This window comes from Kocuria flava (genome assembly GCF_001482365.1).
GTDB lineage: Bacteria > Actinomycetota > Actinomycetes > Actinomycetales > Micrococcaceae > Kocuria > Kocuria flava.
Genome location: NZ_CP013254.1, coordinates 1,673,077 through 1,695,035 on the forward strand (window position 1 = coordinate 1,673,077; position 21,959 = coordinate 1,695,035).

General features: G+C 70.6%; 23 protein-coding genes. 12 read left to right on the forward strand and 11 right to left on the reverse strand.

Annotation, left to right across the window (positions count from 1 at the left end):
• Positions 1 to 26: 26 nt before the first annotated feature.
• From AS188_RS07515 to AS188_RS07530, 4 genes are all read left to right on the forward strand, one after another.
• Positions 27 to 359, forward strand: coding sequence for an ArsR/SmtB family transcription factor (locus AS188_RS07515; RefSeq protein WP_058859799.1), 333 nt, complete (start codon positions 27 to 29; stop codon positions 357 to 359).
• Positions 356 to 1,060: a cation diffusion facilitator family transporter gene (locus AS188_RS07520; protein WP_058859800.1), complete on the forward strand. Its 705-nt coding sequence runs from the start codon at positions 356 to 358 to the stop codon at positions 1,058 to 1,060. The genes AS188_RS07515 and AS188_RS07520 overlap by 4 nt, the downstream gene beginning before the upstream one ends.
• Positions 1,061 to 1,227: 167 nt before the next feature.
• The gene (locus tag AS188_RS07525) at positions 1,228 to 2,157 is read left to right on the forward strand and encodes an ornithine cyclodeaminase family protein (RefSeq protein WP_058858337.1); all 930 of its coding nucleotides are present in this window, start codon (positions 1,228 to 1,230) and stop codon (positions 2,155 to 2,157) included.
• A 42-nt stretch (positions 2,158 to 2,199) separates the two neighbouring features.
• The gene (locus AS188_RS07530; RefSeq protein ID WP_058858338.1) at positions 2,200 to 3,213 is read left to right on the forward strand and encodes a bile acid:sodium symporter; all 1,014 of its coding nucleotides are present in this window, start codon (positions 2,200 to 2,202) and stop codon (positions 3,211 to 3,213) included.
• 26 nt (positions 3,214 to 3,239) lie between these two features.
• Here the strand turns inward: AS188_RS07530 and AS188_RS07535 are convergent, their stop codons facing one another.
• The gene (locus AS188_RS07535) at positions 3,240 to 3,698 is read right to left on the reverse strand and encodes a universal stress protein (RefSeq protein WP_058858339.1); all 459 of its coding nucleotides are present in this window, start codon (positions 3,696 to 3,698) and stop codon (positions 3,240 to 3,242) included.
• 192 nt (positions 3,699 to 3,890) lie between these two features.
• Here AS188_RS07535 and AS188_RS07540 point away from each other — a divergent pair, with 192 nt between their 5' ends.
• On the forward strand, positions 3,891 to 4,496 hold the full coding sequence (locus AS188_RS07540) for an SOUL family heme-binding protein (RefSeq protein WP_058858340.1): 606 nt from the start codon (positions 3,891 to 3,893) through the stop codon (positions 4,494 to 4,496).
• 66 nt (positions 4,497 to 4,562) lie between these two features.
• On the opposite strand, the gene AS188_RS07545 is transcribed toward AS188_RS07540, so the two are convergent.
• Positions 4,563 to 5,018, reverse strand: a complete 456-nt coding sequence (locus tag AS188_RS07545) for a universal stress protein (protein WP_058858341.1) — start codon at positions 5,016 to 5,018, stop codon at positions 4,563 to 4,565.
• A gap of 659 nt (positions 5,019 to 5,677) precedes the next feature.
• Between AS188_RS07545 and AS188_RS07550 the strand changes: the two genes are divergently transcribed.
• A complete protein-coding gene (locus tag AS188_RS07550; RefSeq protein WP_058858342.1) occupies positions 5,678 to 6,166 on the forward strand; it encodes an FBP domain-containing protein in 489 nt (162 codons plus the stop codon).
• Between the two features lie 55 nt (positions 6,167 to 6,221).
• On the opposite strand, the gene AS188_RS07555 is transcribed toward AS188_RS07550, so the two are convergent.
• A complete protein-coding gene (locus tag AS188_RS07555) occupies positions 6,222 to 6,668 on the reverse strand; it encodes a hypothetical protein (protein ID WP_058858343.1) in 447 nt (148 codons plus the stop codon).
• Between the two features lie 435 nt (positions 6,669 to 7,103).
• On the opposite strand from AS188_RS07555, the gene AS188_RS07560 reads away from it, so the two are divergent.
• Positions 7,104 to 7,502 carry a hypothetical protein gene (locus tag AS188_RS07560; protein WP_058858344.1) on the forward strand — a complete coding sequence of 133 codons (399 nt, stop codon included), beginning with the start codon at positions 7,104 to 7,106 and terminating at the stop codon, positions 7,500 to 7,502.
• Between the two features lie 2 nt (positions 7,503 to 7,504).
• Here the strand turns inward: AS188_RS07560 and AS188_RS07565 are convergent, their stop codons facing one another.
• Genes AS188_RS07565 through AS188_RS07585 form a run of 5 tightly spaced genes read right to left on the reverse strand, consistent with a single transcriptional unit; the run spans position 7,505 to position 11,976 of the window.
• Positions 7,505 to 8,200: a hypothetical protein gene (locus tag AS188_RS07565; protein ID WP_147050444.1), complete on the reverse strand. Its 696-nt coding sequence runs from the start codon at positions 8,198 to 8,200 to the stop codon at positions 7,505 to 7,507.
• A 42-nt stretch (positions 8,201 to 8,242) separates the two neighbouring features.
• Entirely contained in the window at positions 8,243 to 9,763 is a 1,521-nt protein-coding gene (locus tag AS188_RS07570) for an alpha/beta fold hydrolase (RefSeq protein ID WP_083529320.1), read from the reverse strand.
• The gene (locus tag AS188_RS07575) at positions 9,760 to 10,608 is read right to left on the reverse strand and encodes a CPBP family intramembrane glutamic endopeptidase (RefSeq protein ID WP_058858346.1); all 849 of its coding nucleotides are present in this window, start codon (positions 10,606 to 10,608) and stop codon (positions 9,760 to 9,762) included. Before AS188_RS07575 ends, AS188_RS07570 begins: the two co-directional genes overlap by 4 nt.
• Positions 10,605 to 11,600, reverse strand: coding sequence for a hypothetical protein (locus AS188_RS07580; protein ID WP_058858347.1), 996 nt, complete (start codon positions 11,598 to 11,600; stop codon positions 10,605 to 10,607). The genes AS188_RS07575 and AS188_RS07580 overlap by 4 nt, the downstream gene beginning before the upstream one ends.
• A complete protein-coding gene (locus AS188_RS07585; RefSeq protein WP_058858348.1) occupies positions 11,587 to 11,976 on the reverse strand; it encodes a hypothetical protein in 390 nt (129 codons plus the stop codon). The genes AS188_RS07580 and AS188_RS07585 overlap by 14 nt, the downstream gene beginning before the upstream one ends.
• A 273-nt stretch (positions 11,977 to 12,249) precedes the next feature.
• Between AS188_RS07585 and AS188_RS07590 the strand changes: the two genes are divergently transcribed.
• A complete protein-coding gene (locus AS188_RS07590) occupies positions 12,250 to 13,602 on the forward strand; it encodes a tachylectin-related carbohydrate-binding protein (RefSeq protein WP_058858349.1) in 1,353 nt (450 codons plus the stop codon).
• Between the two features lie 254 nt (positions 13,603 to 13,856).
• Positions 13,857 to 15,083 carry an FG-GAP repeat domain-containing protein gene (locus AS188_RS07595; protein ID WP_058858350.1) on the forward strand — a complete coding sequence of 409 codons (1,227 nt, stop codon included), beginning with the start codon at positions 13,857 to 13,859 and terminating at the stop codon, positions 15,081 to 15,083.
• Between the two features lie 132 nt (positions 15,084 to 15,215).
• Here the strand turns inward: AS188_RS07595 and AS188_RS07600 are convergent, their stop codons facing one another.
• The 3 genes from AS188_RS07600 to gmd form a co-directional block, all read right to left on the reverse strand.
• A complete protein-coding gene (locus AS188_RS07600) occupies positions 15,216 to 16,865 on the reverse strand; it encodes a tyrosine-protein kinase domain-containing protein (RefSeq protein ID WP_083529321.1) in 1,650 nt (549 codons plus the stop codon).
• A 74-nt stretch (positions 16,866 to 16,939) separates the two neighbouring features.
• Complete coding sequence (locus tag AS188_RS07605; protein WP_058858351.1) at positions 16,940 to 17,938, reverse strand: GDP-L-fucose synthase family protein; 999 nt, start codon at positions 17,936 to 17,938, stop codon at positions 16,940 to 16,942.
• 17 nt (positions 17,939 to 17,955) lie between these two features.
• Positions 17,956 to 18,990 carry a GDP-mannose 4,6-dehydratase gene (gmd, locus tag AS188_RS07610; RefSeq protein ID WP_058858352.1) on the reverse strand — a complete coding sequence of 345 codons (1,035 nt, stop codon included), beginning with the start codon at positions 18,988 to 18,990 and terminating at the stop codon, positions 17,956 to 17,958.
• A gap of 544 nt (positions 18,991 to 19,534) precedes the next feature.
• On the opposite strand from gmd, the gene AS188_RS16445 reads away from it, so the two are divergent.
• From AS188_RS16445 to AS188_RS17725, 3 genes are read left to right on the forward strand one after another with little or no spacing between them, the layout of a single operon-like run.
• Entirely contained in the window at positions 19,535 to 20,671 is a 1,137-nt protein-coding gene (locus AS188_RS16445; protein ID WP_147050448.1) for a glycosyltransferase, read from the forward strand.
• Positions 20,672 to 20,674: 3 nt separating this feature from the next.
• Positions 20,675 to 21,427: a WecB/TagA/CpsF family glycosyltransferase gene (locus tag AS188_RS16450; RefSeq protein ID WP_083529323.1), complete on the forward strand. Its 753-nt coding sequence runs from the start codon at positions 20,675 to 20,677 to the stop codon at positions 21,425 to 21,427.
• Complete coding sequence (locus AS188_RS17725) at positions 21,414 to 21,956, forward strand: acyltransferase (RefSeq protein WP_147050450.1); 543 nt, start codon at positions 21,414 to 21,416, stop codon at positions 21,954 to 21,956. Before AS188_RS16450 ends, AS188_RS17725 begins: the two co-directional genes overlap by 14 nt.
• Positions 21,957 to 21,959: the final 3 nt, after the last annotated feature.

The following is a 21,959-nucleotide window of genomic DNA, read 5'->3' on the forward strand; positions in this document are numbered from 1 at the left end:
ACAGGAAACGATGTACCGTGGAGGGCGTGACCACCGTGACCCCGCCCCACACCGCCGCCCTCGCGCGGCTGGGCCACGCCCTCTCCGACGGGGTGCGCACCCGGATCCTGCTCGTCCTGCGGGCCGGCCCGGCCACGCCCTCGCAGCTGGTCGAGGCGCTGGGGGTGTCCAAGCAGGTGGTCTCCAACCAGCTGGCCTGCCTGCGCGGGTGCGGGCTGGTGAGCGCGACCAAGGAGGGCCGCCGCTCCTGGTACCGGCTGGCCGCCCCGCACCTGGGCGCCGCCCTGGGCGACCTGCTCGAGCTGGTCGTCACCGTGGACCCGGAGTGCTGCACCCCGGACGGGTGCACCTGCGCATGAGCACGACCTCCCGGGACCCGCAGCCCCTCACCGCCGCCCGGCGGGACGTCCTCCACCGGCGGGTGCGCTGGATCGTGGCCGGCACCATCGCCTACAACGTCCTCGAGGCGGTCGTCGCGCTGAGCGCGGGCGCGATCGCCTCCTCCGCGGCGCTGATCGGCTTCGGCCTGGACTCGATCGTGGAGGTCCTCTCCGCCGCGGCCGTGGCCTGGCAGTTCGCCGCCCCGGACCCGCACCGGCGGGAGCGGGCTGCGCTGCGGGTGATCGCGTTCTCCTTCTTCGGCCTGGCCGCCTTCGTCACCGTCGACGCCCTGCGCGCCCTGCTCGGCGCCGCGGAGGCCGAGCACTCCCCGGTGGGCATCGCGCTGGCCGCGGTGAGCCTCGCGGTCATGCCCCTGCTGTCCTGGGTCGAGCGGCGCACCGGCCGGGAGCTGGGCTCGGCCTCGGCGGTGGCCGACTCCAAGCAGACCCTGATCTGCAGTTATCTCTCGGCCGTGCTGCTGGCGGGCCTGGTGCTCAACGCCACCCTGGGATGGGCGTGGGCCGACCCGCTGGCCGCCCTCGTCATCGCCGCCTTCGCCGTGCGGGAGGGCCTCGAGGCCTGGCGCGGGGACGCGTGCTGCACCCCCGTGGCCGTGCTCCTCGACGAGGACGACGACGGGTGCCGCTGCGCCCCCGGCTGCTCCTGCTGCGGCGACTGACACCCCGCACCAGGAGGCGCCGCGACGTCTTCTTGACACGGTGACGGGCCGCACAGGACCCTGGCGCCTCAGGGCCATCAGCGCTCGGACCGCGCTCCCCGCCTCGTGCAGGCCGGGGAGGGCGTCGCGGACAGGGCCGGCTCGACGCAGACCACGGAGGCCGCCCCATGGACGACGCCCAGCCCACCTGGTACACCGCCGCGCAGGTCGCCGAGCGGGTCCCGGCCGACCGCGCCCGGCGGCTGCTGGAGAAGGTCCTCCTCGAGGGCTTCGACCCCGCGGCGGACCCCGGCCGGATCAGCACGCCGGCCGGCACCGGGCACCTGCTCCTGATGCCCTCGAGCATCTCGGCGTGGACCGGGGTCAAGGTCGCCTCCGTGGCCCCGGGCAATCCGGACCGGGGCCTGCCCCGGATCCAGGCGGTCTACGTCCTGATGGACACCGAGACCCTGACCGTCCGTGCCCTGCTGGAGGGTGCGGCCCTCACCGCCCTGCGCACCCCGGCCGTCTCGGCCGTGGCCGCCGACGCCCTCGCCCCGCCCGGCCCCGCCCACCTGGTGGTCTTCGGCACGGGCCCGCAGGCGGTCGGCCACGTCCGGGCGTTCGCCGCGATCCGGGAGCCGGCCCGCGTCACGGTCGTCGGGCGCCGCCCCGAGAGGGTCCGGGCCGTCCTCGCGGAGCTCGCCGACCTGGACACCGTGCTCGCGGCGGGGACGCCCGGCGACGTGGCCGGGGCCGACATCGTGGTCTGCGCGACCTCGGCGGCCGAGCCGCTCTTCGACGGGTCCCTGGTCCGCGACGGCGCGTGCGTCGTGGCGATGGGCTCGCACGAGGCCGACCGGCGCGAGCTGGACGCCGGGCTCGTGGGCCGGTCCCTGGTGGTGGTCGAGGACGTGGCGACCGCGCTGCGGGAGGCCGGCGACGTCGTCCTGGCCGTCGCCGAGGGGGCCCTCGAGGAGAGCGCCCTGGTGCCGCTGCGGCAGGTGGTCACCGGGGCGGTGACCCGCCGGGAGGACGCCCCCAACGTGTTCAAGGGCGTGGGGATGTCCTGGCAGGACCTGGCCGTCGCCGTCGGGGTCGTGGACCCGCAGGCCTGAGGGCCCGCATCGGGTCCGTCCAGCGGGTCGTAGGGTGAACAGGTGAGAAGCACAGCGGCCGCCTGGCTGGAGCGGCACCAGGTCGGCGTGTACCTGGCCGCGATCGCCGCCGGCCTCGCCGCCGGGTGGTGGGTCCCCGGGGCCGGCGCCCTCGAGGCGGCCATCACCCCGGTGCTGGGGCTGCTGCTGTTCGCCACGTTCCTGGCCGTGCCGTTCACGGCGATCGGCCGGGCCTTCGCCGACCTGCGCTTCCTGGCCACGGTGCTCGTGCTGAACTTCGTGCTCGTGCCCGTCGTCGTCCTCCTCCTGTCCCGGTTCGTGGCGGGGGAGGAGGCGCTGCTGCTGGGGGTGCTGCTCGTGCTGCTGACCCCGTGCGTGGACTACGTCATCGTCTTCTGCGGGCTCGCCGGGGGTGCGGCCGACCGGCTGCTGGCCGCGGCACCGCTGCTGATGCTCGCCCAGATGCTCCTGTTGCCCGCCTGGCTGTGGGCCTTCGCCGGGCCGGAGACGGTGGGGCTCGTGGAGCCCGCCCCGTTCGCCGAGGCGTTCGTGGTGCTCATCCTCCTGCCGCTGGCCGCGGCCGCCGCCGTGCAGTGGGCCGCCCCGCGTGCGGCCGCGGCCCGGGCGGTCGAGTCGTCCACGGCCGCGGCGATGGTGCCCCTGATGGCGGCGACCCTGTTCACCGTGATCGCCTCGCAGGTGCGCGGGGTGGGGGAGCAGCTCGGTGCCCTGGCGGCCGTGGTGCCCCTGTACGCGGCGTTCCTGGTGCTCATGGTCCCGATCGGGCTGCTCACCGCCCGCGCCGCCCGCCTGGACGTGCGCTCCTCGCGGGCGCTGGTGTTCACCGGCGCCACCCGCAACTCCCTCGTCGTCCTGCCCCTGGCGCTGGCCCTCCCGGAGGCCCTGGCCCTGACCCCGCTGGTGGTCGTCACCCAGACGCTGGTGGAGCTGGTCGGGATGATCGTCCTCGTCCGGCTCGTCCCGCGGCTGCTGCCGGAGCGGGCGCGGGACTCCGCGCCGGGGCGTCCGACCTCGGACGGATCCCGGCAGCGGTAGCGGTCCGCGCCGCTACCGGCGGGCGGTCACGAGCGGACGACCAGCACCGGGCAGTGGGCGTGGGAGACCACCGCGGAGCTGACCGAGCCCAGCAGCCGCCCCATGACCCCGCCGTGCCCGCGGGAACCGACGACGAGCATCCGCGCCCCTTCGCTCGCCTCGATGAGGGCCTCGGCCGCGCGGCCGTGGACCAGCCGGGTGCGCAGGGTCTGCGGGCGGTCCTCGCCGAAGACGTCCTCGAGGGCGCCCTCGAGCATCCGCTCGGCGGTGGCGCGGAAGGCCTCGGGGGTCAGCGCCTCCGGGATCCGGCCCTCGTAGACCGCGTACTCGCTGAAGTCGCGCCAGCACGTGACCGCCTCCAGCGGCAGGTCCAGCGCCTCGGCCAGGCGCGCGGCCTCCCGCAGCGCCCGCTTCGCGTGCTCGGAGCCGTCCACCCCCACGACGACGCGGTCGCCGCCGGCGGTGCTGTCGGTGTGCTCGGTCATGGTCGGTCCTTCCACCCGTGGGGCGGTCCCGTGCCGGGACCCGGCCCTGCCGGCGGTTCCCCCTGGCCGGCGGGCCCGGTTCCACGGTAGGCACCCGCCGCCGGTGCCGTAAGGGGCCGTGCCCCGCCGGACGGTTCATGACGTGCGGCGCAGCCTCTTCCGAGCGGTGCTCCCACGGCGTACGGTGCCGCCATGGTCGAGCAGCAGCCGTACTCGACGGTGCGCCGGTATCCCGCCTTCGAGCTGCGGCACTACCCCGAGCTCGTGCTCGCGGAGGTCGAGGTCACCGGCCCCTTCGAGGGAGCGGCCAACAGCGCCTTCAACGCTCTGTTCCGCTACATCAGCGGCCACAACCGGGAACGCCGGGAGATCCCGATGACCGCCCCGGTCGTCCAGGAGGAGGGCGGGTCGCGGAAGATCGCCATGACGGCCCCGGTGTGGCAGCGCTCCGTCTCCGGCGGGGAGGTGGAAGCGGCCGACGCCCACGTCGTCGCCTTCGTCCTGCCCGCCGCCCTCACGGCGGCGACCGCACCGGTGCCCTCCGACCCGGCCGTGCGGGTCCGCGTGGAACCGGCGGCCTGGGCCGCCGTGCTGCGCTACCGCGGGCGGTGGACCCGCGGCTCCTACGAGCGGCACCGCCGGCGCCTCGAGCGGGCGGCGCGCGAGGCCGGGCTCGTGCCGGTCGGGGCGGCCCGCTTCGCGCGGTTCAACCCGCCCTTCACCCCGCCGTTGCTGCGCCGCAACGAGGTGGTCCTGCCCGTCGGCGACCCCGGCCCGGAGACGCCGGCACGGCCCTGAGCGCGGCCGCCGCGGTCGGTGTGCGGCCTCCACCCGGCAGGCCGCACGGGACCGCAGGTCTCCCGGTCAGGGACGGACCACCAGCACCGGGCAGGAGGCGTGGGAGACGACGGCGGAGCTGACCGACCCGAGGAGCATCCCCACGACGCCTCCGTGGCCGCGGGAGCCGACGACGAGCATCCGCGCCCCCTCGCTCGCTTTGATGAGGGCGTCGGCGGGGCGGCCGTGCCAGAGCCGGACCCGCAGGCGCTGCGGGCGGTCGTCCCCGAAGACCTCCGCCAGCACGTCCTCGACCATCTTCCGGCTGCCGGTGCGCACGTCCTCCGGGTCCAGGGAGGGGATGTAGCCGTAGGCGCCCGCGGCGAGGGTCACGTCCTGCCAGCACGTGACGACCTCCAGCGGCAGGTCCAGGGCCTCGGCCAGACGTGCCGCCTCCCGCAGCGCGTGCTTCGCGTGCTCGGAGCCGTCCACGCCCACGACGATGCGCTCGCCGCCGGACACGCTCTCGGGGTGCTCGCTCATGGTCCGTCCTTCCACCGGTGCGGCGGTCCCGTGCCGGGACCGGGTCCCGCCGTCGCCCCTGCTCGGGCCGGCGGTCCCGGTCCCACCGTAGGCCTGCGGTGGGGGAGTCGTCAGGGGACGACGGCGAGCGCACCGGTCATGACGCCCGGGGCCGTCCGCGCCGCCCCTGCTGCGGACGGAGGGGGGCGTAGGATGTTCGGCATGGGCGGACAGGTGCGAGCGGCGCGAGAGGCGATGCTCCCTGTCCTCATGCCCGTCCGTGGCACGGCGAGGACCCAGGAGGACGCCGGCGGTCTCCCCGCCGGCCGCAGATAGCCCTCGCCGACCGGATCCCCGGCCGGCACCGCTCCGGAACCGCACCGCGCTGACCACCGCGACGCCGTCGTCCTGCACCAGGAGAACCCGTCACCGGTCTGCGCGCTCAACGATCTGGTGCGTGCCGAGATCCCGCTGATCCGAGCCCGGGGCGCCCGCCCGTCCCGGGGATCGGTTCCGGGCGGCCGCTGAGCGCCTCCGCGCCACCGAACCTCCGCGCGGCCGCTGCCGCCCATCCCTCCTGTGCTCCCGCTCCGGGCTGCCCGGCCGTCCCGGCGACGGTCCGGCCGACGCCGTGCCGCCCCGGGGCAGGGAACCGCCAAAGACATCCGAAGGACTTCTCCATGCTTCCGCTGACCGACCGGCAGATCCGCTCGAGCTTCCTCAACTGCTCCCGCAAGGACGCCGCCCGTCTGCCCCTGCCTCCCGGCCTCGACACGCTCGACTGGGACCGGCTGGACTACCTGGGCTGGCGCGATCCCCAGTCCCCGCGGCGCGGCTACGCCGTGGTCCCCACCGAGGACGGGCCGAAGGGCATCGTCGTGCAGACCGCCGCACGCGCGGGCACGGGCAAGCAGGCGCTGTGCGCCTGGTGCCAGGACGTGCGTCTGCCCCACCCCGTGGTCCTCTGGGTGGCCAGGCGCGCCGGCGCCGCCGGGCGCGCGGGCTCCACGGTGGGCACGCTGATCTGCGAGGACTTCCAGTGCTCGGCCAACGTCCGCAAGCGCCCGCCCATGCCGTACAAGGGCTTCGACATGGACGCCCACGTCGAGGGTCTCATCGAAGGCCTGCGCGAGCGCTCCCGCGGCTTCCTCGCCTCGGTGGACCGCTGAACGACCGCGGGGCCTGGACACGAGACTCGTGTCCGGGCCCCGCAGGCGCAACAGTTCAGGAGTCGCAGGTGCTCCTGTGGTGGTTGACCCGCACCTCGGAGTTCGAGGAGTGGGAGACCGAGTGGTACCGGCAGTGCCCGTCCGGGGTGGTGACGGTGCCCTTCTCGACGACGTGGGAGACGTGGGGCCACGGGATGTCCCAGGCGGTGATCTCCTTCTTGGTGAACTCCTGCTCCCGGACCAGCTCGCCGTCCACGGTCGTGGTGTGGACGGCCTCGTACTTGTCCTTGTTCAGCCCGCGTCCTGCCGGGTTGGCGTGGCCGCTGCGGGTGCCGGTGGCGGCGTGGCAGTACTCCGTGGCCCCGATGCTGTTGCAGCTGACGGTGTCGTAGGACTCCGAGGAGGCGTACGGCAGCGCCGCGGAGGCCGAGCTCATGCCGGCGAACAGGAGCGCCCCCGCGCCGAGCGTGCCGAGAGCTGCGTGCGTGAACTTCGTGGTCATCGATCCCCCTGGATGGTCGGCGCAGGTCTGTCCTGCGCCGGGGCGGGACCCCCGACGGCGCTGGGGCCGCCGGATCGGCCAGCCGTCGGCCGGCGCTCCGCCCCGACCGATCCTCCGGAGGACGTTCACGAAAGTCAAAGGACGAGGCGTGTGCCCTCTGACGAGCACCGATACGGCCACCAGCGGCGATGAGGGGGCCCGCGCTGTCCCCCGGTCGGGCGACGACGCCGGGCCCGGTCTCGGCCCCGGCCGGCGTGGGTCCGCCCGCGAGGCACGGGGTCAGGGATTCCGGTGCGCGGCGCCGGCCTCCTCGCCATGATGGCCGCCGTCGTGGAGCGGACCTCCCGGCCCATGCTGGAATGGGCGCCACCGGCGGTCAACGGTGCGGGGGAGCGGTGTCGTCACGGGGCGACATCCCGGTGCGGAGGAGCAGCCATGGACGGCATGTCAGAAGGAACCACCCGGTGCCGGGCCTGGGCCTGGGCGAGGCGGGCGGTCGGCGTCTACTTCGCCGGCTCGGCTGTGCTCAACGCCGTGTACACCGTGCGCCGGGCCACCGACCTCGTGGCCTGGTTCCGAGACGGCGCGTGGCTGCCGCCCTACCGGACGGTGCTGGGCGCGCTCGTTCCCGTGGCCCGGCCGGTCGTGCTGGCCACGGCGGCGTTCGAGGCCGTCGTCGGGTGGCACCTGCTGCGCGGACGCCGGGTGAACGGGGCCCTGCGCTGGGCCCAGGCGTGGGTGCTCGGCCTGTGCCCGGCGCTGCCGTGGCCCTACTGGGTGCCCAACGCCCTCTCCGCGCCGCTCTTCGAGCTCGTCCGCCGCCGGGCGACCTGACGTCAAGCCGTCGAGGTCGAACCCGGTCCCGCGTACCGGTCAAGCGCGGCTCGCAGAGTCTTCTCGGCGGCGGATCGTTCGCGGGTCGTCCCCCGTTCGTAGAGATCCAGGGCCGTGGTGAGGGGAGAGGAGACCGGATCTTCGTCGGTGAGGTGGAGGAAGACCTCGCCGTCGGCGTCGGCCTCGAGACCGAAGCGCAAGGAGAGAGCCTCCAGCTCGGGGCGGAGCGCATAGCCCTCGACGAGCTCCGTCCCGCCGCCGGCCAGCCCGAAGTGCGCCGCGGTGGACGGGTCATCAAGGGCAGAGCGTCCGGTGAGGGCCAGCGACTGCTTCAGGGCCTCCGCGCGGCGACGGGTCTGCGTCATCCGCCGTGTCTCCGCGCGGTCCGCGGCCAGACGGGCGAACTCCTCGACCGAGACCTGACCCAGCCTGCTCTTCAGCCGGGTGAGTGTGCTCCCGGTGATCCGGTCGGTCCGGCCGTGGTCGAGAAGGTCGATGGCGGCCCACGCGGTGGTGGCGTTCCAGCGGCGGCCTCGCTGGGTGCTCACCCGGCGCCGGCGGAGGACACCGGAGTCCTCGACGATCACGTTGCGCCCGACCCTGCGCACGACCTGCAACCGGCCGTCCTGGGCGAGCCGCTGTGCCTGGCGGACGGACACCCCCAGTCGCGAGGCTGCTTCGGTCAGGGTGAGTTCCATGCATATAGTGTCGCATGAGCGACTATATGTGGGCAATGGACCTTACGTGCGGGGCAGGACGGTGTCCACCAGGAATTCGTGGAAGCGGCCGGGCTCGTCGAAGTGCGGGGTGTGCCCGGAGCGGTCGAAGACCACGAGCTCCTTCTGCGGCGCCTCGAGCCGCTCGAACCACTCGCGGGCGAGGTCGGCCCGGCCGGGGGACTCGTGGGCGCCCTCCACCACGAACACCGGCACCTCCAGTGCGGGGACGTCGCGGCGGAAGTCCGTCTCCTGCAGCTGCGGGTAGAGCACCGCGAACGTGTCGAGGATCCCGCCCATGCCGCGGACCTGCTCGGTGAGCGTGTACTCCGGCACGAACAGGGACGCGGGGTACTCGCTGGCGGGGTCGTAGTCCTCCCCGTGCGGGAAGTCCCGGTACTCCGGGTTGGCCGAGAGCGCGTCGGGGTAGGCGAGCATGTCCTCGTAGGGCGGGGGACCGTTGGCGCGCAGCCGTGCGGCGAGGTTCTCGGCCCCGGTCCGCTCCGCCCAGGCCAGGGACTCGGCGTACATCCGCCGGTCGGTCTCCTGCTGGTCCACCATCTGCCCGGCGCCGACGTACGCGTGGTACTTCTCCGGCGCCCGCTGCACCGCCAGCACCCCGAGGGTCGAGCCCCAGGAGCTGCCCACGAGGTAGATCCGCTCCTGCCCGAAGCGTTCGCGCAGGTGGTCGGTGACCGCCAGGGTGTCCGTCACCATCTGCTCGACCGTCAGTGTGGCGGTGGGCTCCAGCGCGGAGATCGACTTTCCGGTGCCGCGCTGGTCCCACACCGCCACCGTGAAGTCCTCCTCGAGGGCCTCCCCGGCCACCCTCATCCGGCCGATGCCCGTGCCGCCGGGCCCGCCTTCCAGGTAGAGCAGCACCGGGTTGTCGGCGTCGGCCCCGCGCAGCATGAGCGCCTGCTCGTGCCCGCCGACCTCCACCGTGGTCAGCTCGGCCACGCTGCCCGGCAGCGGCTCGCCGTCGGGGCCGGGAATCGGGGCCGTGGTGGCCGGCCGCAGCAGCCCGGCTGTCAGGACCAGCACCAGGGCCGCCGCGACCACGGCAGCGGCGAACCGCAGCCACCCGCCGGCCGAGCGCCCGGCCCGAAGACCGTCCCCGGCGGCGCGCCGCGCGAGGAGCCGGCCCCACACCACGCCCACCGCCAGCGGCACGTACATCACCACCGCGTCGAAGCCCCGGCCCGCCAGCAGGGCGATGACCGAGTAGACGCTTCCCAGGTGGATCCCGTCCACGGTCGGCCCGCTCGCCGGCACCCGGACCAGCTCGAACGCCGCCGCGAAGACCAGCGGGGCGAGCAGCACCACCCACCGCGACGCCGTGCGCAGCCCCACCAGCAGACCCAGGGCGGCGCAGACCACGAGCACCGTCACGGACTGCGCCGTGGTCACCGGCCCCCGGGGCAGCACCACCCCGGTGACCAGCCCGGCCGCGGCCACGAGGACCACGACGACGACGGAACGCTGCCGCGCCCGCTGCGCACGGGCCGGGCCGGTGCGGGCGGCGCGGTCGTGGACGGTGCTCACGGCTGCCTCATCTCCTCGGTGGCCCGCCGCCGCGGGCGAGGGGAGGCCAGGTCCGGGCCGGTCATCAGCGCCACGACGAGCGCGAGCACTGTCATCACCACCGCCTCCACCGCCTGGAACCCCCGCCACAGGGCGGTGTCGCCGGCGAACAGCACGTCCCCGACCGCGTTGCCGGTGCCGTGCAGGAGCACGAGGACCAGGACGCTGCGGCCGGTGCTGTTGAACACCCAGGCCCAGACCACGCTGGTCGCCAGCACCGACAGGACATAGAGCGGCAGGGGGTAGGCCGACATGGGGTTGCTGCGGTCCAGCAGCAGCGGCAGGTGCCATGCGGCCCACACCACCCCGAGGACGAGTGCGGCGGCCGTCCCGTTCCAGCGCTCCTGCCACCGCGGCAGGGCGAAGCCGCGCCAGGCGGCCTCCTCGGGCACCGCGGCGACGAGCCGGACGAGGAGCACCGCGGACCACGCCCAGGAGGCCCCGAGATCCGCCACCCGGTCGAGCCGGCCCAGGACGGCGAGCGCGCCCAGGGCGAGCAGAACCGGCCCGGCCAGGGCCAGGACGTACCAGCCGGGGCGGACCCGCCAGCGGGTGAGCGGGGCGAACAGCCGGCGCCCGGCCGCCGGACCGTGCTGGGCCCGCAGCACGAGCCACGCCGCCAGCAGCGGCCCCGTCCCGCCCACCACGAACAGCACCGGGACGAGCGGGGCCGGGCCCGCCGGCAGCAGCCTGTAGGAGGCCAGGACCGTCGGTGCCCAGGCAATCCAGGTGATGCCCAGTGCCAGCACGGTGAACGCAGTCAGCGGGTGCGCGGCGGCCCACGTCGCCGCCGGCCGGGCCGTCACGGTTCGCCCCTGCGGGGACGGTCCGTCCCGGAACGGCCCCCGGATGCTGGAGGGAACCCGGAGGCCGGGACGGTGGACCGGCCGAGCGGGCGCAGAAGGCCCCACAGCACCGCCGCCGCCGCGACGGCCAGGACCAGGAACCCCGCCACGGGTCCCACGATCTCCGGGACCGTGAAGACCACCCCGGCCCGCAGCTGCAGCACCGTCTGCACCGCGATCAGCGGGGCCAGGAACACCTCGAGCACCAGCACGGCGCAGGCGATCACGTACCCCAGCGGCCGGCCGCGGGCGATGAGCACCGCACCCCACACCGTGGCCGGGACGAGCACCGCCAGGTCCAGCGCGTGGGTGAACGGCACCGTGTAGGGCCCCAGCCGCCCGGGCGCCGCGCCCGTGACCGCCGCGGCGAGCAGCGGAGCGCCCCACACCACGACCAGCACCACCGCGCTCGCGGCCAGCAGCACGACCGGCCCGCGGCGCGGGGTCCCCGGCGGGAAGAGCCGCTCGGGGCCCCGGCGGACCAGCGCGGCGAAGAGCAGCACGAACGTGTACAAGGTGGCCGAGAACAGGACCACGGAGAGCAGGAACAGCCGGTGGTAGGCCACCGCGCCCAGGGCGTACCCGCCGTGGACGTAGAGGAAGAACCCCAGGGTGCCCAGCAGCAGCGGACCCGCCCACGGCGCGCCCCGCCGGAAGCGCAGGGTGCACAGCACCAGCAGCGGCACGCCGAGGACGAGGGTCACCAGGTCCGTGCCGCGGCTGCCCGCGGCGGTGAAGAGCGTGTCGTAGAAGTACAGCCCCGTCCCGGCCAGCTCGACGCGCTCCCCGCGGACCGTCTCCACGGGGAAGGGTCCCGGTCCGGCCGGCCAGAGCAGCCCGGCCAGGGCCGCCACCGTCGCGAGCACGGCGATCGCCCAGCACAGCGCCGGGAGTGTGCGCGGGTCCGTCGTCGTCGGCCGTTCGGCGGGCGACCGCGTCTCAGCCGGGCGCATCGAGGTGGTCCGCGACCCACGCGTGGACGGCCGGCACGAGCGCGGCCGCGAGCACCGCGGCGCTGCCGAGCAGGTGCAGCCAGAGGTTGATCTGCACGCCCATGTCGCCCAGCCCGACCTCGAGGCGGCGCTGGGCGAGCGCGAACGGGACGACGGCGAGGATCCCGACCACTCCCGACACCACTGCGGCCGTGTCCCACCAGGCGTGCTGCCTGTACACCGCCCACGCGGTGACCGAGAACCCCGCGATCGCCAGGTACGCCAGGACGTTGGTCACGGTCCACAGCCGCCCGGTCGGGGGAGGGGTGCGCCCGGCCATCATGGACGTCATCCACCAGAAGGTCGTGCCGAACAGGAACAGGCCGATGGCCGTCATGCCGCGAACAGTCCACATGATGCCTCCCCGGGGCTCCGTAGAACCATGGTGCGATCCAGCCGGGTTGCGGAAGAAGAACTGCCCGGTACGAGACGACGGCCGGCCGCTCGTCGCTTCGCCCGAGTAGTCATGCCGGGGTAACGCAGACGGGGTGACAGTGAGCGTGGCCTCGGGGTCGTCCCGTACTCCCGGAGCACCACGACCCCGCTCGGCCACCGGATCGGCCCGACTGGACGGCCGCCGGACGGTTTCTAGGATTTCGAGGGGTCCGTGATGAGCAAGCACAACCACCTGGAGGAGCCGGCGTCGAGGAACGGCTCGCTCGTGATGTCCCGCCGCGGTCTGCTGACGACCGGCACCGCGGTGGCCTCCGTCGTCGCGGTCGGGGGGATCCCGTCGGCGGCGACGGCCGCCCCGAACGCCAACGGCGTCATCTACGCGATCGAGTACGACTGGGACCTGCTGTGGTACCGCCACGAGGGCCGCGGCAACGGCACGCCCCGGTGGGCCAACAACGGCCGCGGCAAGAAGGTCGGCAACGGGTGGGACTTCGCCCACGTCTTCCAGGGCGCCGAAGGAGTCGTCTACGCGGTCGGGCACAACGGCGACCTCTGGTGGTACCGCCACCAGGGGATCTTCGACGGCACACCCCGGTGGGCCAACAACGGCCAGGGCAAGAAGGTCGGCAGCGGGTGGAACTTCGCCCACGTCTTCTACGGCGGCGGCGGCGTCATCTACGCGGTCGGCCACAACGGGGACCTGTGGTGGTACCGGCACGAGGGCCGCGGCAACGGCACGCCCCGGTGGGCGAACAACGGCCAGGGCAAGAAGGTCGGCAGCGGCTGGGACTTCGCCCACGTGTTCTACGGCGGCGACGGGATCATCTACGCGGTCGGGCACAACGGCGATCTGTGGTGGTACCGGCACGAGGGCCGCGGCAACGGCACGCCCCGGTGGGCGAACAACGGCCAGGGCAAGAAGGTCGGCAGCGGCTGGGACTTCGCCCACGTGTTCTACGGCGGCGACGGGATCATCTACGCGGTCGGGCACAACGGCGATCTGTGGTGGTACCGGCACGAGGGCCGCGGCAACGGCACGCCCCGGTGGGCGAACAACGGCCAGGGCAAGAAGGTCGGCAGCGGCTGGGACTTCGCCCACGTGTTCTACGGCGGCGACGGGATCATCTACGCGGTCGGGCACAACGGCGATCTGTGGTGGTACCGGCACGAGGGCCGCGGCAACGGCACGCCCCGGTGGGCGAACAACGGCCGGGGCAAGAAGGTCGGCAGCGGGTGGAACTTCGCCCACGTCTTCTACGGCGGCGGCGGCGTCATCTACGCGGTCGGCCACAACGGGGACCTGTGGTGGTACCGGCACGAGGGCCGCGGCAACGGCACGCCCCGGTGGGCGAACAACGGCCAGGGCAAGAAGGTCGGCAGCGGCTGGGACTTCGCCCACGTCTTCGGCGGCGGCGGCGGCATCATCTACGCGGTCGGGCACAACGGGGACATGTGGTGGTACCGCCACGAAGGCCGCCACAACGGCACCCCCCGCTGGGCCAACAACGGCCAGGGGAAGAAGATCGGCAACGGCTGGAACTTCGCCCACGTCTTCTACGGGAACTGAGCGACGCCGTCCGGGTCGCGACCCGCACGACTTCTGGCACACCGACGAGGGCACCTTTCCCGGTGGAGGGTGCCCTCGTCGGTGTGCCGCAGCAGGCGGCCGGGGCCTGCGCCGGGAGCACGCACACCAGCCGCACGTCTTGCGATGTGGCACCGGGTTCGGCAGGTCATGTTCGGTCGCATCCGCACTGTGCCGCGAATCAGGGAACACAATGCCGTGTGACCAGGGGATTCACCACGGCACGGGGGTCGGTCATGCAGTGTTCACCGCAGTCGAAGCTCATCACGGGGGCGGTTGCAGCCGCGCTCGCGGTGGCAGGCCTGGGGGCGGCGACCCCCGCACACGCGGCCGCCCAACCGTACTTCACGTACGGGCAGGGGTGGCGGGTCGACCAGCACGTGCGGGAGCTGGCCGACGTCGACGGGGACGGACGGGCGGACGTCGTCGGCTTCGGCGACCCCGGCACGTTCGTCGCCCACGGCCGGGCCGACGGCACGCTCGCCCCGCCGGTGCTCGCGATCCGCGACTACGGCACCGGCCAGGGATGGTCGGAGAGCCAGCGGACCACCGGGGACGTCAACGGGGACGGCCGCGACGACCTCATCGGCTTCGGCACCAAGGGCGTGCAGGTCTCCTACGCCCGCGCCGACGGCTCCTTCACCCCGGCCGCGCAGGTGGTCGACGACTTCGGCTGGGTCCAGGGCTGGACGGCCGAGCGCACGCCCCGGCACGTGGCCGACGTCAACGGCGACGGCATCGAGGACGTCGTCGGCTTCGGCTACGGAGGCGTGCGGGTGGCCTACGGCCGGGCGAACAACTCGTTCACCCCGGCGGTGCTCGCGATCCGCGACTTCGGCACCGCCCAGGGCTGGCGGACCGACCAGCACCCGCGGGAGGTGACCGACGTCAACGACGACGGCGCCGCCGATGTGGTCGGCTTTGGTGCCGGCGGCGTGTGGATGTCCTACGGGCGGGCCGACGGAACGTTCACCGCACCCGCACTGGAGGTCCGCGACTTCGGGGTCGCCCAGGGCTGGCGGGTCGACCGGCACCCGCGCACGGTGGGGGACGTCAGCGGCGACGGGCGGGCCGACGTCGTCGGCTTCGGCGACCGCGGCGTGATGGTGGCCCCCTCCATCCCCACGCTGCCGCGCAACATCAACTTCTACCCCTCGCGCCTGGAGGCGGCCGACTTCGGGGTGGCCCAGGGCTGGCGGGTCGACCGGCACCCGCGCCACCTGGCGGACGTGACCGGGGACGGGATCCAGGACGTGGTCGGCTTCGCGAACGCCGGCACGTGGGCGGCCTTCGGCGGGGAGGAGAGCCTCCAGAGCCCGGGGCAGTACAACGGTGAGTTCGGCTGGGACGCCGGCTGGACCCCGGAGCGCTACCCCCGCCTGCTCGGGGACGTGAACGGCGACGGCCACGAGGACGTCGTGGGCTTCGGACACTCCCTGACGAGCGTGCGACTGTCCCCGTGACGCCGGGGCGGCAGATGTCCTGAGAGCGAACACGACCGCGGCGTGCGCTCGATGTCCAGAGGCAGAGCAGGCACAGCAGCAGGGGCGCCCTCCGGAGTGGAGGGCGCCCCTGGCTGTGCGGTGCGGAAGCGGTCAGGCCCGGTGCGTGCCCTTGCCCGGGCGCTGCCACGCGGCGAGGTCGAAGCGCTCGGCCTCGGGCTCGTCGGCCGGCAGGTCGGAGACCGCGGCGTCGGCGGGGGACTCGGTCTCCAGGGCGGCGGTGGAGCCGGTGTCCGGCGCGCTGGACCCAGGAGCAGCGGGACCGGCGGCCGGGACCTCCTTCGCCGGGCGCAGGGGCGCCTCGGCGGCGTCCTCCCCGGAGTCGTCGGAGGCGTAGTAGCTCTTGCCGTAGTACCCGTAGAAGCCGGCGTCGGCCCCGGTGGTCGGCACGTGGTTGAGCACCACGCCCAGCACGCGCCCGCGCACCTGCTCGATGTTGCCCAGCGCCTTGCCGAGCTCGTCCACCGTGGTGCCCTGGGCCGTGGCGACCACGAGGGCGCCGTCGGCGGAGGCGGTGAGCAGGGCGGCGTCGGTGACGGGCAGCAGCGGGGGAGCGTCGACGAGCACGAAGGCGTCCTCGGCGAGCTCGGCGAGCATGGTGCGCATCGCCTGGGAGGCGAGCAGCTCGGTGGGGTTGGGCGGGGTGCGCCCGGCGCCGAGCACCTGCAGGTTCGGGAACTTGTCGTAGACCTGCAGGACGTCGTCGACCTCGGCCTCACCCACGAGCACGTCGGTGATGCCCACGCCGGGGACCAGCCCGAACAGCTCGGTCATCACGGGGCGGCGGAGGTCGCCGTCCACGACCACGACGTCCCGGCCGGTCGAGGCGATCGCCACCGCGAGGTTCGCGGAGATCGAGGACTTGCCCTCACCGGGCATCGACGAGGTGACGACGACGACGCGCGGCGGCGCGTCCACCGACACGAAGCTGAGGTTGGTGCGCAGCTCGCGCAGCGCCTCGGAGAACGCGTGATGGCCGCGGCCGCCGGAGGCGCCGGTCTCGATGATCTCGCGGTGGTCGGCGAGCCGGTCGTCCTCGGGGATGATGCCCAGCACCGGGGTGCCGAAGGTCTCGCGGACCTCCTCGACGGAACGGATGCGGCGGTCCATCTTCCAGCGGGCGAAGGCGTAGAGCAGCCCGAGGCCGAGCCCGCCCACGAGCCCGAGCGCGAGGTTGAGCTTCGTGTTGGGGGAGGAGGGGGACAGGGGCAGCGAGGCGTTGCTCAGCGGCTGGACGGCCACGCGGTTGATCGCGTCCTCGTCGTCGCCCCCGGTCTCCAGCTCCTGGACCTGCTCAGCCAGGGCCACGACCCACGCGTTGGCGAGGTCCGCCGACTCGGTCGGGTCCAGGGCCTCGGTGGTCACCCGGATCTCGGTGGTGTCCACGGGCACGTCCGTGGAGACCCGCTCGAGCAGCTGCTCGGGCGTGGTGTCGAGGTCCAGCTCGTCGATGACGCCCTCGGCCACGGGCCGGGAGGTCGCCAGCGACTCGTAGGAGACGGCCTTGGACTGGGCGAGGTTCTCGCCCGCCAGCGCGCTGGCCAGGTCCTGCTCGCCCACGGTGACGACGAGCCCGGAGGCGGTCGCCGAGTAGACCTTCGGCTGCAGCAGGGTCCAGCCCAGAGCGAGCAGGGTGCACAGCAGCGTGATGAGCGTGATGCCGCGCCAGTGGTTCCGCACCAGCCGGAGCAGGTCCCTCGCGTCGAGCGCGGGGGCCTCCCGCTCCACGTCGATGTGCTCCATGGTTCTCCTCGGTGTCGGTGCGGTCTCGTTGGGAGCGGCCTGCGCGGCCGCCGGCGGGTGCTGCGGCGCGGGGCTCACCCGCGGATCTCGTCCTGGTGCTCGCGGTACCACGCGACGGTGTCGCGGATGCCTTCCTCGAGGCCGATGCGGGCCCTCCAGCCGGCGTCGGCGAGCTTGGTGACGTCCATGAGCTTGCGCGGGGTGCCGTCGGGCTTGGTGGTGTCCCACTCGATGGTGCCCTTATAGCCCACGGCCTCGGCGACGATGGACGCGAGCTCCTTGATGGACACGTCCGTACCGGTGCCGACGTTGACGTGCTCCGCGCCGTCGTAGTGCTCGAGCAGGTGCAGGCAGGCGTCGGCCATGTCGTCGACGTGGAGGAACTCCCGCAGCGGGGAGCCGGTGCCCCAGTTGGTCACCGACGCGTCCCCGTTGAGCCGGGCTTCCTCGTAGCGGCGGATCATGGCCGGGAGCACGTGGGAGCCGGTGGGGGAGAAGTTGTCACCCGGGCCGTAGAGGTTGGTGGGCATCGCCGAGATCCAGGGCAGCCCGTACTGGCGGCGCACGGCCTGGATCTGGAGGATCCCGGCGATCTTGGCGATCGCGTAGGCATCGTTGGTCGGCTCCAGGTGGCCGGTGAGGAGGTACTCCTCCTTCAGCGGCTGGGGCGCCAGCTTCGGGTAGATGCAGGAGGAGCCCAGGAACAGCACCCGCTCGACCCCGTGCTCCAGGGCCGCGTCCAGGACGTTGACCTGGATCCGCAGGTTCTCCGAGAGGAAGTCGACCGGGTAGGTGTTGTTGGCCAGGATCCCGCCGACCTTCGCCGCGGCCAGCACCACGTAGCGCGGCTTGGCCTCGGCGAAGAACGCGAAGACCGCCTCGCGGTCCTTGAGGTCCAGCTCGGTGGAGCTGCGGCCGATGAGGTTCGTGAAGCCCTCGGCCTCCAGCTTCCGCCAGATGGCCGAGCCCACGAGCCCGCGGTGGCCGGCCACGTAGAACGGGGCGGTCCGGTCCAGCGGGCCGGGGGTGAAGTCGGTGGTCGAGGGGGCGGTGGTGTCCGTCGTCGTCGTCATCGTGCGGGGTGCTCCGCTCACTTGGTCCAGGAGGCGAGCTGGACGGTGTCCACCCAGCCGTCGGTGTTCTCGAGCATGGCGATGTCCGCGTCCACCATGAGGCGGGCCAGCTCGGGGGCCTTGATGGTGGCCTCCCAACCGAGCTTGTCCTTGGCCTTGGCGGGGTCGCCGATCAGGGCGTCGACCTCGGTGGGGCGCAGGTAGCGCTCGTCGAACTCCACGTGCTCGCGCCAGTCCAGCCCGGCGTGGTCGAAGGAGAGCTCCAGGAACTCGCGCACGGTGCAAGGGGTGCCGGTGGCCAGGACGAAGTCCTCGGGCTCGTCGGCCTGCAGCATCCGCCACATGCCCTCGACGTACTCGGCGGCGTAGCCCCAGTCGCGGATGGCCTGCAGGTTGCCCATGTAGAGCTTCTCCTGCGTGCCGGCCTTGATCGCGGCCACGGCACGGGTGATCTTGCGGGTCACGAAGGTCTCGCCGCGGCGGGGGGACTCGTGGTTGAACAGGATGCCGTTGACGGCGAACATCCCGTAGGCCTCGCGGTAGTTCTTGGTGATCCAGTAGGAGTAGATCTTCGCCGCGCCGTAGGGGGAGCGGGGGTAGAACGGGGTGGTCTCGTTCTGCGGCGGCGGGGTCGCCCCGTACAGCTCGGAGGTCGAGGCCTGGTAGTAGCGGGCGTCGACGTTGGCCATGCGCATCGCCTCGAGCAGGCGCACGGTGCCCAGCCCGGTGGTGTCCCCGGTGTGCTCGGGCTCCTCGAAGGAGACCTTCACGTGCGACTGCGCGGCGAGGTTGTAGACCTCGTCCGGGCGGATCGTGTCCAGCAGCGTGACCAGCCGGGACCCGTCGGAGAGGTCCCCGTAGTGCAGGAACAGCTTCGCCTCGGGGTCGTGCGGATCGGTGTAGAGGTGGTCGATCCGGTGGGTGTTGAAGGTCGAGGCGCGCCGGATCAGCCCGTGCACCTCGTAGCCCTTGGCCAGCAGCAGCTCGGCCAGGTAGGAGCCGTCCTGACCGGTGATACCGGTGATGAAGGCCTTCTTGGGGGTGGGCGTCATGATGCGTCCTTCGGGGGGAGGTGCCGGCCGGGGCGCACAGGGCGTGGGCCGTTGGGGGGACGGGACAATGCTAGTGAATGCATCAGGGAACCGCTTAGTTCTGGGCGGCATGTTGCAGTGGAAATTTAGCCCACCATTCGGGCCCCCTCACGTAACCGGAGCCTCGGGGCTCAGGGCAAGGGATCTGCCACCAACAACAACCGTCCAGCCACATGTAGCAGGAACGCAGGCGAGCACCGACAAGGGCAACAAACTGTGATCTACCCCTCAGAACTAGTGGACAAAAGTATATTGCTCCATGCCCAAATGAGAGATATACGAGCGAATAAGTCCTCGATATCAAGGCAGCAAAGTGTAAGGGGGCAGCCAGGTCCCGAGTCGACCATCCAGGCAGCATGCCCATCACCGCAGTCGAGCAACTGCCGCGAGACACTGGGCGTCGAACGCCCTTCCACCAGCACCACCCCTGGTACTGTCACGGGCGACCAGTGGCACCCGATTGACCTCATGCCGTGGCACGTCCCCAAACGTTTAGGGAGCAAGCTTGACCATCGTCATTATTTCATTCACCACCCGTCCCGGGCATGGTAGCGAAGGCGGCGTCGGATGGTCGTTCCTGCAAGCCGCTGCTGAAGTAGCCACACGCCAGGAGGAGAAGGTCATAGCAATAATTGATGACCGTGACGCCAGGCCGATCCATGAATCTATGCAGGCGTCCAAAATTAGTAGCGTTGTCGAAATCCGGCCTGTAAAAGTCCCTCGACCGCTCCTAAGAATGTATGGCAATCGAAGAACTCGGGCAAGCTATATCGGATGGGCCATCTGCGCACGGAAATTGCTTAAGGAAATTATAGCGGACCGCCAGCCTCGTATTGTGCATCAAGTCACTTTCGCCACAGCATCGCTTCCCCCAGTATTTTTCGGCATTAAGGACGTCAGGGCCCTATGGGGCCCAATTAACATAACAAGTGAACCCGCCAAAATTCCGGGACTGCCCACAGGAATAACACGGCGGATAATCCAATTCACTGGCAAGTGTTTTGCTTTCGGGGCGAGCGACGTAATCGCTACCAACAAAAACACTCAGGCCATACTTGCCCGCACAAATAAGCGTGTGTACCTTGAACCAAATATTTTTGTGGATCCGCCGAGCACATTATCCACCAATGCACTTGACTATCAACTCTGCATGGTGGGAAATCTAAATGAGCGAAAAAGGCCATTCCTTGCCATACGAATGATGCAGAATCCCGAATTCAGCGATTACCACCTCGGAGTAGTCGGCGACGGACCGCTCCGAAAGGAACTTGAAGATTACGCACAAAAACACAACCTGTCTCACCGGGTGCACTTTCTTGGGCGCGTGTCGCGTGGGGATGCGATGAAACACATCGCACAGAGCCGTGTTCTCATACACCCATCAGCGAGCGAAGGCGCGGCATGGGTGGTCGGCGAAGCTGCAGCTCTCGGCGTACCAGCTGTCGCGTTTGAAGGTACAGGAGCTGATTCGACAATTACTTTATGTGGCAATGGTGGCGTGATAGCTGAGTCAGGAACTAAAGACGATGTTCAAGCTCTAGCGGCAGCTGTCTCAAAATGCATAAAGCGACCAAAGCCTGAACCTAGCAAACGATGGTCGTCAGACAGATTACCTGCACTTCTCGAAGAATGGTGGAAATAAAAAGTGGATCACCCGTCATTTTACGTCGCTGGAATCGAAGTTAAGGCAACATCGCCGTCGGAAGCAACTAACTTTGTCGTAAAGAGCGCTCTAAGCGATAGCAGCTCCGCGGTACATTTTATAAACGCTTATACCATTTCACTGGCAGCAACAGACGTAAACCTGAAACAGATTCTCAATTCTGCTACAGCCAATTACCCTGATGGCAAACCACTTAGCTGGATCGGGCGCCTTCGTGGAATAAACGCAAATCAGGTGCGAGGCCCGGAAACTTTTGAGAACGTGCTAGATCAAGGCCGAGTCAAAGGTCTCCGTCATTTTCTACTCGGGGGATCGCCCGATACGCTTGCATCATTAGCAACTGCGATCACGGAAAAGTATGAGGGTGTCCATATTGTAGGCACATACAGTCCACCATTTAGGAAGCTTTCACAAGCGGAACTAGATGAGCAGGATGAACTAATTAGAGACAGCGGAGCCAACATCGTATGGGTCGGCCTTGGAACACCCAAACAGGATTATGAGACAGCTCGTTTAGCTAGATCCGTGCCGATCACCGCAGCCGCAGTCGGTGCCGCTTTCGACTTCACAGCAGGTACAAAGCAGATGGCGCCGGCTTGGATATCTAAGGCTGGATTTGAATGGCTTTATCGATTTATCACTGAGCCAAGACGACTCTGGAAACGGTATACAATCGGAAACGCCAAATTCCTGTATTTTGCCGCGCGAAACTGGAATAGTGATGAAAAGCCTTAAAAGTCGTATCCTGAAAAAACTAGCCATCAGAAACAACGTAGTTGCCGGAAGTAATTTCCACGTCGGACCCGGAACGGTGATATGGGCACCCCGCAGTCTTGACATAGGAAATGATGTATACATTGGAAAAAATGTAACTATAGAGGTCGACGGCAAAATAGGTGACGGGTCTCTTATTGCCAATACTGTTGGGATCGTTGGCCGTCGTGACCATGACATGCGGGCGATCGGTGTTACTGTCCGTCGTTCGCCCTGGGTCGGTGAAGATCCGCATAGATTGAGTGATTTCACGATAATCGGATCTGATGTGTGGATCGGTTACGGAGCAATTATTCTTTCTGGAGTTAGATTGGGAGATAGTTGTGTAGTGGCGGCTGGCGCAATCGTGACTAATGATGTGCCGAGTAATACAATCGTTGCTGGAACGCCAGCACGTATTGTCGGGGCACGTTATGAATCCGAGGACTTTAAGAAACATTGGCAGATATTAGAAAGTAAAGGAATAAAGCCGATGCAGGACGGAATCTGAGCA

What these genes read in the sequence shown, in the direction of transcription:
- AS188_RS07520 (WP_058859800.1), top strand. Translation starts at nt 356, where the DNA reads ATGAGCACGACCTCCCGGGACCCGCAGCCCCTCACCGCCGCCCGGCGG.
- AS188_RS07525 (WP_058858337.1), top strand. Translation starts at nt 1,228, where the DNA reads ATGGACGACGCCCAGCCCACCTGGTACACCGCCGCGCAGGTCGCCGAG.
- AS188_RS07535 (WP_058858339.1), bottom strand. Translation starts at nt 3,698, where the DNA reads ATGACCGAGCACACCGACAGCACCGCCGGCGGCGACCGCGTCGTCGTG.
- AS188_RS07540 (WP_058858340.1), top strand. Translation starts at nt 3,891, where the DNA reads ATGGTCGAGCAGCAGCCGTACTCGACGGTGCGCCGGTATCCCGCCTTC.
- AS188_RS07545 (WP_058858341.1), bottom strand. Translation starts at nt 5,018, where the DNA reads ATGAGCGAGCACCCCGAGAGCGTGTCCGGCGGCGAGCGCATCGTCGTG.
- AS188_RS07550 (WP_058858342.1), top strand. Translation starts at nt 5,678, where the DNA reads ATGCTTCCGCTGACCGACCGGCAGATCCGCTCGAGCTTCCTCAACTGC.
- AS188_RS07555 (WP_058858343.1), bottom strand. Translation starts at nt 6,668, where the DNA reads ATGACCACGAAGTTCACGCACGCAGCTCTCGGCACGCTCGGCGCGGGG.
- AS188_RS07560 (WP_058858344.1), top strand. Translation starts at nt 7,104, where the DNA reads ATGGACGGCATGTCAGAAGGAACCACCCGGTGCCGGGCCTGGGCCTGG.
- AS188_RS07565 (WP_147050444.1), bottom strand. Translation starts at nt 8,200, where the DNA reads ATGGAACTCACCCTGACCGAAGCAGCCTCGCGACTGGGGGTGTCCGTC.
- AS188_RS07580 (WP_058858347.1), bottom strand. Translation starts at nt 11,600, where the DNA reads ATGCGCCCGGCTGAGACGCGGTCGCCCGCCGAACGGCCGACGACGACG.
- AS188_RS07585 (WP_058858348.1), bottom strand. Translation starts at nt 11,976, where the DNA reads ATGACGGCCATCGGCCTGTTCCTGTTCGGCACGACCTTCTGGTGGATG.
- AS188_RS07590 (WP_058858349.1), top strand. Translation starts at nt 12,250, where the DNA reads ATGAGCAAGCACAACCACCTGGAGGAGCCGGCGTCGAGGAACGGCTCG.
- AS188_RS07595 (WP_058858350.1), top strand. Translation starts at nt 13,857, where the DNA reads ATGCAGTGTTCACCGCAGTCGAAGCTCATCACGGGGGCGGTTGCAGCC.
- AS188_RS07600 (WP_083529321.1), bottom strand. Translation starts at nt 16,865, where the DNA reads ATGGAGCACATCGACGTGGAGCGGGAGGCCCCCGCGCTCGACGCGAGG.
- AS188_RS07605 (WP_058858351.1), bottom strand. Translation starts at nt 17,938, where the DNA reads ATGACGACGACGACGGACACCACCGCCCCCTCGACCACCGACTTCACC.
- gmd (WP_058858352.1), bottom strand. Translation starts at nt 18,990, where the DNA reads ATGACGCCCACCCCCAAGAAGGCCTTCATCACCGGTATCACCGGTCAG.
- AS188_RS17725 (WP_147050450.1), top strand. Translation starts at nt 21,414, where the DNA reads ATGAAAAGCCTTAAAAGTCGTATCCTGAAAAAACTAGCCATCAGAAAC.